Annotated in this window: 11 protein-coding genes; all 11 read right to left on the bottom strand. The window is 45.6% G+C overall.

All coding sequences use genetic code 11. The annotated features are described in order from the left end of the window. Positions 1-233 precede the first annotated feature (233 nt). The 11 genes from HMPREF9124_RS02485 to brnQ all read right to left on the bottom strand — a co-directional run bounded on the left by HMPREF9124_RS02485 (position 234) and on the right by brnQ (position 12,945). The gene (locus HMPREF9124_RS02485; RefSeq protein WP_009428800.1) at positions 234-1,454 is read right to left on the bottom strand and encodes an FMN-binding protein; all 1,221 of its coding nucleotides are present in this window, start codon (positions 1,452-1,454) and stop codon (positions 234-236) included. After that, on the bottom strand, positions 1,451-2,944 hold the full coding sequence (locus HMPREF9124_RS02480; RefSeq protein WP_036597591.1) for a hypothetical protein: 1,494 nt from the start codon (positions 2,942-2,944) through the stop codon (positions 1,451-1,453). The genes HMPREF9124_RS02485 and HMPREF9124_RS02480 overlap by 4 nt, the downstream gene beginning before the upstream one ends. Before the next feature lie 274 nt (positions 2,945-3,218). Continuing rightward, positions 3,219-5,120: an IdeS/Mac family cysteine endopeptidase gene (locus HMPREF9124_RS02475; protein WP_009429556.1), complete on the bottom strand. Its 1,902-nt coding sequence runs from the start codon at positions 5,118-5,120 to the stop codon at positions 3,219-3,221. A gap of 498 nt (positions 5,121-5,618) precedes the next feature. Continuing rightward, complete coding sequence (locus tag HMPREF9124_RS02460) at positions 5,619-6,038, bottom strand: hypothetical protein (RefSeq protein WP_036597588.1); 420 nt, start codon at positions 6,036-6,038, stop codon at positions 5,619-5,621. Positions 6,039-6,107: 69 nt separating this feature from the next. Further along, positions 6,108-6,533 (bottom strand): hypothetical protein, encoded by a 426-nt coding sequence (locus tag HMPREF9124_RS02455; protein ID WP_009428798.1) that lies wholly within the window; start codon positions 6,531-6,533, stop codon positions 6,108-6,110. A 5-nt stretch (positions 6,534-6,538) separates the two neighbouring features. Continuing rightward, entirely contained in the window at positions 6,539-7,543 is a 1,005-nt protein-coding gene (locus HMPREF9124_RS02450) for a GHMP family kinase ATP-binding protein (RefSeq protein WP_009428143.1), read from the bottom strand. A gap of 63 nt (positions 7,544-7,606) precedes the next feature. Next, on the bottom strand, positions 7,607-8,590 hold the full coding sequence (locus HMPREF9124_RS02445) for a glycosyltransferase family 2 protein (RefSeq protein ID WP_009429269.1): 984 nt from the start codon (positions 8,588-8,590) through the stop codon (positions 7,607-7,609). After that, a complete protein-coding gene (locus tag HMPREF9124_RS02440; protein WP_009428746.1) occupies positions 8,587-9,453 on the bottom strand; it encodes a LicD family protein in 867 nt (288 codons plus the stop codon). Before HMPREF9124_RS02440 ends, HMPREF9124_RS02445 begins: the two co-directional genes overlap by 4 nt. 120 nt (positions 9,454-9,573) lie before the next feature. Next, on the bottom strand, positions 9,574-10,716 hold the full coding sequence (rfbG, locus tag HMPREF9124_RS02435; RefSeq protein ID WP_009428193.1) for a CDP-glucose 4,6-dehydratase: 1,143 nt from the start codon (positions 10,714-10,716) through the stop codon (positions 9,574-9,576). Position 10,717: 1 nt separating this feature from the next. Next, positions 10,718-11,488 carry a glucose-1-phosphate cytidylyltransferase gene (gene rfbF / locus HMPREF9124_RS02430; protein WP_009429794.1) on the bottom strand — a complete coding sequence of 257 codons (771 nt, stop codon included), beginning with the start codon at positions 11,486-11,488 and terminating at the stop codon, positions 10,718-10,720. A gap of 68 nt (positions 11,489-11,556) precedes the next feature. Continuing rightward, a complete protein-coding gene (gene brnQ, locus HMPREF9124_RS02425; protein ID WP_009429248.1) occupies positions 11,557-12,945 on the bottom strand; it encodes a branched-chain amino acid transport system II carrier protein in 1,389 nt (462 codons plus the stop codon). Positions 12,946-13,284: the final 339 nt, after the last annotated feature.

Genomic DNA, 13,284 nt, shown 5'->3' with positions numbered 1-13,284 from the left:
TGCACACGCCACAACGAGCGGGCAAGCGCATGGGCCCTCCGCGAGCGATACTCGATTAGAAACAAGATGTCTCAGGCTTCGCCTTAGCCACTTGTTATGAACCAAAAAAAGAATGCGCTTTGCTGCGCATTCTTTTTCCGAAAGCAAAACGCAAGGATATTGTAGTATTGCAAGACAAAAATCGCAATACCCTTCTCCTATTCCTATCAGTGGACAAAGACTGTAGCCTATTCCTACTGTTTCGCCTGTTCCAGAGCTTTCTGCACCGCATGGCAAATGCCCTCGCTACTGGTGGTGGCTCCTGCCACCGCATCCACGTCGGTACTCTGCTTTTCCAAAATTTCCGGAATCACCTTCTTCTGTGCGTCAAAGAAATATTCTTCATCGTCCTTGGTTTTCACAATGTCGATGGCAGTAATCTTTCCGCCTGAAATGGTGACTTTCACTTCCACATTGCCATTGTAGGCGGAAGCCTTTCCAAAGCATTCTCCGTCTTTATAAGCTCCGGATATGTTATCCTCATCAGCAGCTTGGGAATCGGAGGAAGCATCCGAAGAATTCGTAGAGGCTTTATCTCCGCTAGCTTCTGATGCTTTTTCGGAAGAATTGTTTTCCTCCCCGTTTCCGATGCTTTCCGCTACGCTTTCCTGCGCTCTGATTTTATCTACATTTGCCTCCAGTGCGGCGCGGTATTTCCCGGCACTGTAAAAGCCGCTTAGAAAAAGACAGACAATGGGCAAAATCCCTGCAATACGAAGCAGGGGGAATGCCTTTTTCTCCTTGCTTTCCTTTTGCATTCTATACTGCCTGATCCGTAAGAATCCGTAGAATCCGAAAATGAAGCTATAGAGCATCAAAGTGAAGAAATACTCTCCCTTTCCCCGAAGGAGCGCCCCTTGATAAATAAAGAAAATGTGCAGGTACAAAAGCAGGTAAAAAAGATAGGACCAGTTCTGCAACTTCTTCCAGGTCTTTCCCTGCATTTTCCGCCGAACAGCCTGAAAGGAAGTGACGGTCAGGGGAATTAATAAGAGAATCATCAGACAAGACACGATAGCTGCATGAAGCTCCATCAAACTGATATGCCCCTGTCCAAAGAATAAGGCGCCAAAGTATTTTCCGCCAAAGGCCAGGTTATGGGCCAAAGTAATCAGAGAGGCGCAGATAGCCATTTCCCCTCGAAGAAGATAGATGGTCTTTCTTCCGGAAAAGCTCTTGGGAAGCACCGGGGCCAGCATCACCCAGATAAAGAGAGAGCCTGCGAGCACACCCCTTTGCATGATTTTCTTAAAAAAGAAGTCCAAAAAGGGAAGTCCTCCCTCCCTTGGATAAAAGATACTTACCAAGGAAAGGAGGATACAAATCCCATATAACACTGCCGGCTTCTTCTTTACTGCTTTTCCAAAGAAATGGAAAAATGCCAAACTGCATAGTAAAGTAAGAATCACAATCATTGTACGACTACCTCGAATTTCACTTCAGGATATCCGTCTGCCTTGATGCTTACAGGATAGGTTCCGGGGCCGTCAAAGTACTTTACTTCCTGATCGTCCTTCTTGTAGCTCGCCTCGGTATTTACGCTGCCGTCTTCATTGAAAATGTTCTTTCCGAATCTTCTTCCGGCACCGCCCTTAAACTCCTGCTCTCCGATGCTTGCGGAGCTTGTAGAAGCAATGTAGTTTGCAATAGTCAGCTGATCTGCGTTTTCCGCAAGGCTTAACTTGTTATTTTCAAAATGGAAGTCCTCCGCCTTTAAGCTTGATTCCACCAAAACAGTGAAGGAAACATCGGAAAGCTTGTCGTTAGAGAATACCAGCTGGTACTTTCCGGGAGTCATCTCCTTAGGAAGCACCAAAACGCCGGCGGTATCTGTATTCACCTCTCCCTTTACCTCACTCTTCTTGCTGAGAACCTTGCTAAGAGCGTAGCTGTCTTCTCCGGTGGAAAGCTGATAATTTACCTTGGTGCCTTCCGGACTGTAGCTTACCTTCTCATCTCCGCTAACCTTATATTCAGCAGGAGCAATCTTCTTCACATGAAGATTTACGGGAAGCTCCACATCATCCTCGTCCATTAAGAAGTAGGTAATCTTTACAATGTCCTTGTCCTGCAAGTCTTCAAAACGCTTAAATTCCTTCTGGGCCTTATGGTTTTTATCCTCAAAAGCCACTGCGGAAAATGCCAGCTCCTCCGGCTTTACCCAGATATTGTCCTCCTGCTTTAAGCCGTACTTTGCGCCGTCCTTGGTTTCCAGAATCGCAGCCTGTACGATTTCAGAGTCGATATCCAAGCCGTCCACATCAATCTCATAATTCCCATAGGAAGAGGTCGTCGTGATATCCGCTTTCACATCCTTCGCCTCATTTGTGGTCCCCTGCGTCTTGGAAAGGGTTCCGTCGGAGTTTAATACCTTGTACTCCTTCGGTTCCGTGCCGACTTCACTTTCAATCGCGCCCATCAAAGTAAGAAGTGCATTCTTACTTTCCTTCTTCTCCTCCAATGCCTTCTTGGCATCCTCATAGAGAGACTTCGGAATCGCAACGTTAACGTGCTTAATTCCCTTATAGACAGAACCTTCTCCCTCTACGGCACCGTCCGCCATCACAAACTTCTCCACCTTTTCCTTCGTGGGAGAACTTACACTGTCATACATTCCGCTTTCACGAAAGCCGTCCTTCGCTACCTTGTCTTCCGCATCCAGCTGTGCCTTTACATCCTTTCCCTCTTCCGGAGCAATATCCTTTAATTCTCCGTAGTAAAAGTCCGCATAGGGAACGGTCATCTTTACAAAGACATAGTCTTTCTTTTCCTCTGCAGCTGCAGTAGTTTCCGCAGCTTTCTCTGTGCCTGCAGCGGTAGTCGCAGCCTCTTCCTTCTTTCCGCAAGCCATTACGGAAGACGCTAAAATGATGGCGGAAGCGCCAAGAATCCAATATTTTCTCATAATACCCCTTTCTCTTCCGGCAAGCTGTCTAGCATAACCGATTCCATGCATAGCAGCCTAAATGAAATATCGCACGCTTTTCGTACGATACTCGTTATGAAAAAAAGCACCTGCCTATTAAATAGGCAGATGCTTTTTGTGAATGCCATGTGCCTAAATGATAGTTAACTCAAACTTTAAGTTAGTTAAAACTATCTTTTTCAGGCTGTATTATGGCAGAATTGAAAAATCTTGTCAATTATCTTCTATAAAAACTTTCCATTTTGCTCCATTTTTACTCTTTCCAACCGAAGCTGTGCAGTTTGGTAATTCTTGATCCGTTTCTTTTTGGACTTAAACTGTTATTCATGTAGGGCCATTCATTCCGGTAGGTGATTCTATAGTACTTTAATCCCACTTCCGGGTCCTCTCCGGTCTCATCCTGGTCATCGGAGTCCGTAACATAAATTCCTACAAGCTTTCCGCTTTCATCGAAGTCCGCTCCCCAAAGGCTGACCACATGGGAATAGGCTTTAGAGGGCTTATAGGAAATGCAAAGGGCATGTCCTGCTGCAAGATGGTATTTTACATCCTCGGAAAAACTTCCCCTAAAGCTTTCCGTGACATCCGTTTGAAGTTCCTCCCTTAAAAGCCCATACAGGAAGCCGCCTCTTTCGTCCATTGTTTCAAAATCTTCTTCCACATTTGCCGGTTTTTTCGGAGTATAGCCGTTTAAGAACAAATCCACCAAGGGCCCGGTGTAAAATCCTTTATCACTGTGCCCGTAAATCAACTTAAAATAGTCAAAAATTGTACTGTTCCACTGATTCGGATCGGACTGGTTCAGGAAGTCTTGAAGCGAATAGTTTTCCTGGCCCACACGGCGAACCTCGTCTCCATGCAGGTCGATATAGGCCTGAATCTTCTCTCTATTTTCCTGCAAATACCAATGCAGCACATTGGATGCAGTTGTCGCAAAGCAAAGATTTCGATCCACATCTTTGTTCTCGCCGTTTCTTGCCTTGTTGGTATCATAATAGCCCTGTCCGCGCACAAATTTTGCCATACGAGTAAAGTAACCGGAGTCTTCTCTTTCGATAAAATCTCCGCCCTCTTCCGTACTCTTCAAATTGGGAATATGCACTCCTTGCACAAAAAAGGCGGTATAAATCTCCCCGTTTGAGGCAGTGTACTGCGCAGTATTCCGATTCTTTCCTTCCTGCAGTTCTCTTTCTACTTGATCCGCATCACGCTGATGCTCTTCTTCCGTCTTTACTTCTATCTCTTCTGTTGTCGTTTCCGCTTCCGACCCTTCCGCCTCTGTTTCCGAATCTTCTTCTACATCCGCTATTTCCTCACTTGTGCTGTTTTCCCTGTTCCCCTCTTCTTTCGATGCAGTTTCGCCGGGTGTGAAAGCACTGTGATCCTCTTTTCCCGGTGTGCCGGAAGAGGAAGAAGGTACTCCACTCGAAGCTCCGCTGTAAGCTCCCGAAGAAAAACCGCCTCCGCTACTGCTACCGGAACTTCCCGAAAAAGAACTTCTCCCGCCACCGCCGGAACCACCCGAAGAGGAGCCGCCTCCTCCTCCACCGCCGCCGGAACCTTTACGGATTGCGAGTCCTCCTCCTGAGGAACTTCCCGCTCCAAGCGACGCATTTTCTCCGGAAGCGGAAGTCTCCGCAGCAGTCCCCTGAGCGGCAACTTTCTGCAAATAGGCATTATGGCTTTTAGCATAACCCTTATCTTTTTCAAAAACCGCCTTTCCCTGTTCGGTCCATTGTCCATCCGCTGAAAGCTGGTATCCTCCTACACTTTCATTCGATGCCATAGTCCCGTTCTCTTTCAGGAAATAGCAATTTCCATCCACCCAGGTCCAGCCGGTTGCCATTTTCCCCTGTTCACGCGCATCCGTCTTTAAGAAATACCACTTTCCCTGATCCAAAATCCAGCCGTCAGCCATCTTACCGCTGGTCGGATCCAGATAATACCAGGAATCTCCTAAATGGAGCCAGCCTTTATGCACTACTCCATTTTCCTGATACTGCCATGCACCGGAAAGTTCCACCCATTTTCCTTCAGCAAAAGCATCGATCCTAAAAAAATAAGAAAAAAAGAAAACCATCCAAAATAAAAATGCAAATAGGACGAGTGTTCCTTCTATTTTCTCTTTTCTATATCTATTCATTGCTTCTTTCATCTTTCACCCGCTTCCCGGAGGCACTTCAAATCCTTTCTCAGCCCTCCCGATAAAAAAGCCGTTTTCGGGGCTTTTCGTCAGAAAATCCCCCGCTTTTTCTATTACAGTGCCTACACACCCTATCAAAAGTACATCGGCAAAAGACAAAATAATATTAATTTTTAATAATCCGGAGGGCTGTCCCCCGTTTCTCACTGTAACCCGGGGTTTTTAGCCCCTTTTTGTTACAGGAATCCTGTGCTGAAAAAATATACGCTCCAGTTCTTTGAGCTGCTTCTCTCCTTTCTTATCTCCGGGAAGGACAAGGAACTGATATACACCTTTTTCTCTATGAAACTGCAAAGTATAGCTACCGCACCATCTTCCTCTGGTATAATAAATATGTACTCTCCTTATCTCTGAGAAGGGAACATCCCGTCTTCCTCTGAAGAAGAAACCGGCATGGACATATAAGGTATTCTCCGGCGCCATTTGTTAAATATTATATATTTCGGAAAACTATCCCCATTCCTTCACACCAACCCGGTGCTTTTTAAGAGCTTTTTTCAATTCTTCGAGCTTCTGAAGACCTCTCTTATTCACTCCAATCATAAAGTACTTAGTAATTCCCTTCTTCCGCCGGATTTTTACGATATAGCGCCTGCCGCCTCTCCCGCTACCTTGGCTAATCTGCACGGACGCCATTTCCGAGAACGGCACTACGCGCCTTCCTATGCAGTAAAACGCAGCATGAATATAAAGAGTATCTCCCACAATATGAAACGGTTCCCAAAACTTCCCGCCGGTCTGTAGAATGGATATTCTCCGAAACAGCCAAAAGGCGCAGACTGCCAGCAGGAGATAATTAAACGGATTGAAAAGCGGATTCATCAACCACTCTTGCAGGGAAATTGAAAACTGTTCCAGTATCTCCGTCATCTCATCCGGCCTTTCTTCTCAAAAGGGATATTCTTTTTCAAAAAACACATAGATAAAAGAACACGCATCTTAATATCCCCATTTTCTTACGGCAATCCTGTGCTGAAAAAGTGCTCGCTCCAAGTCTTTGAGCTGCCTCTTTCCTTTCTCATCTGCAGGGATAACAAAGCACTTAATCAGGCCTTTTTCTCTATGAATCTTCACGGTAAACCTTGCGCCCCCTTTTCCTCTGGTATAATCAATGTCTACCGTCCTCATCTCCGAGAAAGGAACATCCCGCCTTCCTATACAGAAAAGCCCGGCATGAATATATAAGGTATCCCCCGTAATATGATAACTATCCCAAAAATGCCCGCCGGTTTTCAGAATCGAAAATCTTCGGTAAAGCGCAAGCAACTGAAGAAATAGAAAAACCCCAAAGAGTAGGGAAAAAAAGGAATCTCCTGCCGTGGATTGAAAACCGGTTCTGAGATAATCCAGCCACTCACTAAGCATCCTTATCACACTTTCTTTTCAAAGGTCTCCGGCGAATAGTAGACCACCTGTGTTCCTCCGTTTTCAAAGGAAAAAGGAATATAGAGGAGATCTTTCATCGCTTCCATCAGACCTTCCTGCTTCTCTTTCTCCACATAGAAAAGTAAAAAGCCGCCTCCGCCCGCACCAAGGAGCTTTCCACCAAGCGCGCCCGCACGCATACCGATTGTATAAAGCTGATCGATGCTGTCCGTACTGATGCTTTTCGCTGTCCGCCGCTTTAACTCCCAGGTAGTATGGAGAAGGCGACCAAAATCATCCAGGTCTCTATCCTGATTGCAGAGAATGGATTCTCCCTCATTCACGAGTTCTTTCATATCCCGAAGAAGGGCAAGTTTGTCCTCCGGAGAACTGCTTTGATTCGCTTTCTGAATTTCTGAGGAAAAACGGGTGAAGCCGGTAAAGAAGAGCATCAGATTCTCATTGAGTTTCTTCTTTCGTTCCGGAGAAATCAGAACCGGACTCACCCGGTAGCCTTCGGCAGAGAAATCGATTCGATTCAATCCGCCGTAAGATGCCGCAATCTGATCCTGCCAGCCTCCCGCCTCGTTACAAAGGACTCTCTCCAAATAAATCGCCTGATCCGCCAGGGTCTTCTTGTCGACATACTTTCCTTTTAGAGCATGGAAGGCATGGAGCATTCCGACCGCAAAAGAAGAGCTCGTTCCAAGCCCTGAACGCGCGGGCAAATCCGCCTCATACATCAGACGTATTTCCTGCATATTGAGCATCCGCATCGCTTCACGAATCGCCGGATGCTGAATCTCATCCAAACTGTTTACCCTCTCTGTCTTCGAGTAAGAAAGCTCCGTACTGTACTGGAAAAAAGGAGGCAAATGACGGACATTGACATAGCAATACTTATCAAAGCTCGTGGAAAGAACCGCGCCGCCATACTCCTTAAAATAGTCTTCCATATCCGTTCCACCGCCGAAAAACGACATCCTAAATGGGGTTTTTGTAATAATCAAGCTTTTTCCTCCTATCCTTCACTCCGAGTCTGATGAATTCTATATGTGAACCGCTTTCCGCTCTTATTCGGAGTTTTCCGGCAAATTCATTGTCTTCGAAACAACATAAATCGGTCTGTCCTTTATTTCTTCAAAAAGTAGCGCAATGTACTCCCCTATTATTCCTACTACAAAAAACAGAACCGCAAACATAAAGCAAAGCAGCACAACAATTGTGGCATAGCCGGACGGAGCTCCCTTTCTCGTAAGCAACGTATAAACCAGAAGGAGTATCCCCAAAAACATACTGCATCCCGAAGCGAAAATTCCGAGCTTCAGGGGAAGGTTGGAAAAGGATAAGAGGGTGTTACGTGAAAAAGCCCATAATTTTCGGAGAGAATAATGACTCTTTCCGCCCTGTCTCACTCCCGCTTCATACTCTATTTTTGTTTTGGAAAACCCTACCGACTGTACATAGCCCCTTAAATACCGCACTTTTTCCCGATAATACTTCTTTAAAACCTGCTGTACGGCGGAAGAAATGCCGAAGAAGTCGGAAGCATTTGCCTCAAAATGGAGAGGAGACAGATGGTTCAATACCCAATAAAAGGCTGCAGAACTCAGGTTCTTCAAGATTCCCGCAGAGGAATTCTTGGTCCGAACCATGGATACCACATGAAATCCCTCCTCATACCTTGCCAACATTTCCGGGATAAGCTCCGGAGAATGCTGCAAATCCGCATCCATAAAAATCAGAAAATCCCCACTCGCATAATCCAGACCGGCTGTCATTGCAGCTTCATGACCAAAATTTCGGGAGAAATGAATGACTTTAACGAGCTCCGGATATTCCAAGGCCAACCTGTCCAAAATCAAGGGACTTCTGTCCGTCGAACCGTCATCCACAAAGAGAATCTCCGTATGATATTTTTCTACTATTTTTTCACAAGCAGAGTCCTTCTTGCTCCCTGCACGACATGTATTTAAAACCGAAGAACAAGCCTCGAAAAAATTTTCCAGGCTTGCCTCTTCATTATATACAGAAACGATAATGCTACAGTTTTTCAAATCATCTCCTCATGTGCGGGTACCCTGTTCTCTTTCTTCGGCAGCATCTCATATCTCCCGTAAAGCATACGAAGCAAAGCATCATAGCCTTTCGGAATCGGTAGAGAATAGTTCTCAAATTTGGCCCGAAGCAAGGGTTTTTCCCAGGAATATCTGGAAATACAATACTGGAAATCCGGTTGGTAGTTGGAGAAATACAGAAACCTCTCCCCCTTTTCCGGGTTGGCTGTTACAGCCTTACGTTTTGCCTTTGTCTTCCTGCGTTTTCCCTCCGCCTGTGCCCATGCATCCTGCAGAGAGAAAAGATAAGGCATGGAAAAGAGCCGTCCAAGCTTTGACAATACGCTCACAAACAATCTGGACAAGCCCTTGTACTTCTTTAAATTCACCATCCTTCTATGCCCCATAGCAAGGCCGAAAATCAACTGTTGCCGAAAGGTATAAAACTTAGCCCAAAGAGCTTTCGCAGGCAAATCATCCAAGATAAAACAATCCACCCAAAGGTGATTCAATTTTCCCTCGTAAAAAGTATCTCCTTCCGTTTTTTCAGATCTTCTCTCGGTGCTTAAGTCCACCACTCTCGGAACAAAGTCATAAAATGCCTTGCCTCCCTGAAACGCATCCGGTAAAAGCAGTGCGAAATTCTCAGACAGTTCTTTCTGCGCCACTTTCGAAAACTTCTCCCAATCTTCTCTTAAAAAACAGAGATCCACATCGTCATCCCAAGGAATAAACCCTTTATGTCGAATTGCGCCAAGCAGCGTTCCTGCATCCAGGCGATAGGAAATTTGATGTTTTTCACAGATTCTGTCAATCTCCAGAAGGATGCCCAGGCCCTTCTCCTGCTTTTCTTTTAAATCCATCGCTTCTCATCTCCGTTCTCGGAAATGCCGTCATTTCCGGCTACCTTTACAGCTTCGAATATCCTTTATATTTTCCGCCTATCTAGGACTTTCGCAGAAATACCATACTATATTTTCCGCCTATCTATGGCTTTCGCAGAAAAAATGTCGAATCTGCTCTACACTGAACTTACGCATATCTTTCCCCTCGGACCATGCTTTATACCATGCCACGGTTTCCTTTACTGCATCTTTCACCGTGTACCGGGGCTCCCATTGAAAGGTTCTCCGCACCTTATTGGTATTCAGCTGAAGAAAACCTGCCTCATGCGGCGCATTTTTTTCCGACAAATTCTCCCAGGCCGCGCCTTCTCCCCAGAACTTGACAAAAAGATCCGTAAGTTCCCCCGTAGTAATGGCATCCTCCACACTCGGTCCTACATTGTAGTAGCCCTCAAAGCGCTTTCCTTGTTCATAGGAGAATTTCTCTTTACAAAGTCCTTTTACAAAGCCCGTCTGTCTCGCCGCAATCTCCAGATAGACAAGAAGCGGCTCTAAAACGTGTTGATAGGGACGAACGGAGTAAGGATTTCTTACACCGATTTTCTGTCCCTGCACGACTGCCCGCACCGCATCCGGAACAATCCGATCCTTTGCGAAATCTCCACCGCCGATGACATTACCGGCTCTTGCCGTGGAAATTCGCGGAAGTACACGCTGTCCATTCTCTTCCTTTTCCTCATTAAAGAAGGATTTCTGATAGCTGTGCGTCAGAATCTCCGAACAGGACTTGGAATTGGAGTAGGGATCGAAGCCGTCCAGTTTTTCTTCCTCCGTAAAGGCATGATGCTCCATGTCATTGTTCTCATAAACCTTATCCGTTGTCACATTCAAAACGGAACGGACAGAAGGGATATGCCGAATGGACTCCAGCAGATTCACGGTTCCCATAACATTGGTTTCGTAGGTTTCTCTCGGAAAAAGATAGGACTCCCGGACAATGGGCTGTGCCGCAAGGTGAAAAACCACCTCCGGATGCGCCCACTCCATCAGAGAACGAAGCTGCTCATAATTCCGCACGTCCCCTTCAAAGGAGTAGATCGGGGGCTTCGGGTACAGAATTGAAAAAAGTTCCCCCTCCTTCGCAGGAAGGCTGTATCCGTAGACTTCCGCTCCCAGTTCTTCCAGAAGAAGGGTGAGCCAGGACCCTTTGAAACCGGTATGCCCGGTCACAAAGACACGACGTCCCTTATAAAATTCTTTTAAATCATCAAACCCAATCATCTTACCACCTCTTCCAGGGTGCTTTTCCGCTTGCCCAGAGTTCTTCCAGGAGCTTCTTCTCCCGCTGCGTGTCCATGCACTGCCAGAAGCCCGGGTGATAGTAGCCGGCGAGCTTCCCTTCAGAAGCAAGTGCCTGCATCGTACTTTGTTCCAAAATCGTCCGATCATCCTGAAGATAACGGAAAATTTCCGGCTCCAGCACCATAAAACCGCCATTAATTACTGCGCCGTCTTTTTCTTCCTTCTCCCGAAAAGAATGGATGATCCCATCTTGATCAACGTCGAGAACCCCCTTCTGCTGGGTAAGATTGACCATGGTAATGGTTGCCACCTTCCCCTTCTTCTTATGAAAATCCAAGAGTTCCTGCAAGTTTACATCCGAAACGCCGTCTCCGTAAGTCAGCATAAAAGGCTCATCATGCAAATACTTCTCTACCCGCTTGATACGACCGCCGGTCATCGTATGCAGTCCTGTATCCACTACGGTAACTTTCCAATCCTCCGCCTCACTGTTATGTACTTCCATGGTATTTCTTCCCATGTCAAAGGTAATATCCGCATTGTGCAGGAAATAATTGGCAAAATACTCCTTAATAACATACTGCTTGTATCCTGCCAAAATAATGAATTCATTTAACCCGTAGGACGAATAATACTTCATAATATGCCAAAGAATAGGCATCTCTCCTACCTCAATCATAGGCTTCGGTTTTAAATGCGATTCTTCAGAGATTCTGGTTCCCAGACCTCCTGCCAAAATAACCACTTTCATCTGTTTTCTCCTCTATGTGAAGCATAGTTTAAAATTGCAAATCTCTACAGCGAAACTCCACTGAAAAATCAGACTGTTCCGCTTTTTTCTCGAACTTTATCAGTATACCATAAAAATATGCCTAAGGCGAAGCCCAAGAGAGACGGAATCAGCCAAGTCAATCCTTTATTAAACAAAGGAATATGCCCAAAGAGAGACAGCAAGCTATGGCTGAAAGAAAAGTCCTTCAGTCCGCCCTTCAGGAGTATTTTCAAGGAATCCAGAAACGCAAAGGGAAGTGTAAAATAAATGCAATATCGGAAGACCTTGCCACTGAAATCATAAAAGCGCCCGAAAAGGCAAAGCACAATCAAGACCATACTCATGGGATAAATAAAGAAGAGAGCCGGCACACTGTAAGAAATGATTTTACTTAATCCTACATTCGATATTGCAAAGGAAAAGAAGGTGAAGAGACAAACATAAGCCTTGTATGGCAGACTCTTCGGAAACATTTCCACAAAGGCCATTGCCGTGGAAGTAATCAGCCCTACCGCAGTCTTTAAGCAAGAGAAGAAAATAATAACGGCAAGCAGTATTCCTCCATAACTTTTGAAATAGTACGTAGAAACCGAGTGCAAAACATCTCCTCCGTTTTCCTGCACGGAAAACACGGCACGACTCTGTGCACCTACTATGGCCAGCGCGAAGTAAATCACCACCATCATCCCTGCCGCCATAGCCCCGGAAAGCATCGTTACAAAAGGAATCTGTTCCGTTGCCCGGTTCTCTTCCCCGACTGCATTCTCCCCTTGTAGGGTACGAATGGTTTGAATCAGAATATTTCCGAAGGCCAAGGCCCCCACCACGTCCATGGTGTTATAGCCTTCAAATAAGCCTTTTAAGAGACTCCCTTCCTCATACCCTGCCGTGGCGGGAAAGGCTTCCATTTTCCCCATCGGGAAAATGAGCGCCGTAAGAAGCAAGACACTTAAGAAAAGAAGAAAGATAGGGTTTAAAACCTTTCCCACGTAAGTCAGCAGCTTTCCCGGCTTCAAGGATAAAACAAGGGCAATCCCGAAAAAGAGCAAACTGAAAAGAAAAAGCATCATTTTATGTGTATTTTCCGGCAAATAGGGTACCATCCCCACCTGAAACGGTACGGTGGCCGTTCTCGGGATAGCAAAAAGAGGACCAATACAAAGGTAGAGCAGGGTTGTAAAAAAGTAGGAAAATCTCTTTCCCACAAGCCTTGCCATATCGGTCATACTGGAAGTCTTGCTCACCGCCATTGCCACAACGGAAAGCAGGGGTAGTCCCACTCCCGTAATACAGAATCCCAGACTTGCCAAGAGTGTTTCCATTCCCGCCTTTTGTCCCATGGAAACCGGGAAAATCAAATTTCCCGCTCCGAAAAGCATGCCAAAAAACATGGATGCCACAAATACTATTTCTCTAAAACCTATCTTTTTTTCCATAAACCTCTCCCTACATCCCCTTTGTGGAGCATGTAGAATCTTTTTCTATATTTCCATTCCATTCCGGATTTTTTATGCCTGCTCATGCCGTACTTTACCAAACCGCTTAGAGAGTATAGCATGGAAGACTGCATTTGCCTATTTCCAAACGGGATATTGCGCCTTTTCGAGCTGCAACTGCTACAACTATGCGATTATCGCTCTAACGATATTCTTTTTTCTTCTCTCGGTAATTTGATTTATCTTTTTCTTCTTTTAACCGATTATCTATAAGACGTGCACAGGCTGCCGGAGAATCATCTCGACTTGCCTGTTTGAGAATCGGACTGTCGTTTTGTT

Source organism: Oribacterium sp. oral taxon 108 str. F0425 (genome assembly GCF_000214455.1).
In the GTDB taxonomy this organism is placed as follows: domain Bacteria; phylum Bacillota; class Clostridia; order Lachnospirales; family Lachnospiraceae; genus Oribacterium; species Oribacterium asaccharolyticum.
The sequence above is the reverse complement of the archived record's forward strand: the minus strand, read 5'-3'. Positions and strand labels throughout refer to the sequence as shown.

Coding starts and splice junctions, on each gene's coding strand:
- HMPREF9124_RS02485 (WP_009428800.1), bottom strand. CDS start 1,454: ATGATTGTGATTCTTACTTTACTATGCAGTTTGGCATTTTTCCATTTC.
- HMPREF9124_RS02480 (WP_036597591.1), bottom strand. CDS start 2,944: ATGAGAAAATATTGGATTCTTGGCGCTTCCGCCATCATTTTAGCGTCT.
- HMPREF9124_RS02475 (WP_009429556.1), bottom strand. CDS start 5,120: ATGAAAGAAGCAATGAATAGATATAGAAAAGAGAAAATAGAAGGAACA.
- HMPREF9124_RS02460 (WP_036597588.1), bottom strand. CDS start 6,038: ATGACGGAGATACTGGAACAGTTTTCAATTTCCCTGCAAGAGTGGTTG.
- HMPREF9124_RS02455 (WP_009428798.1), bottom strand. CDS start 6,533: ATGCTTAGTGAGTGGCTGGATTATCTCAGAACCGGTTTTCAATCCACG.
- HMPREF9124_RS02440 (WP_009428746.1), bottom strand. CDS start 9,453: ATGGATTTAAAAGAAAAGCAGGAGAAGGGCCTGGGCATCCTTCTGGAG.
- rfbG (WP_009428193.1), bottom strand. CDS start 10,716: ATGATTGGGTTTGATGATTTAAAAGAATTTTATAAGGGACGTCGTGTC.
- rfbF (WP_009429794.1), bottom strand. CDS start 11,488: ATGAAAGTGGTTATTTTGGCAGGAGGTCTGGGAACCAGAATCTCTGAA.
- brnQ (WP_009429248.1), bottom strand. CDS start 12,945: ATGGAAAAAAAGATAGGTTTTAGAGAAATAGTATTTGTGGCATCCATG.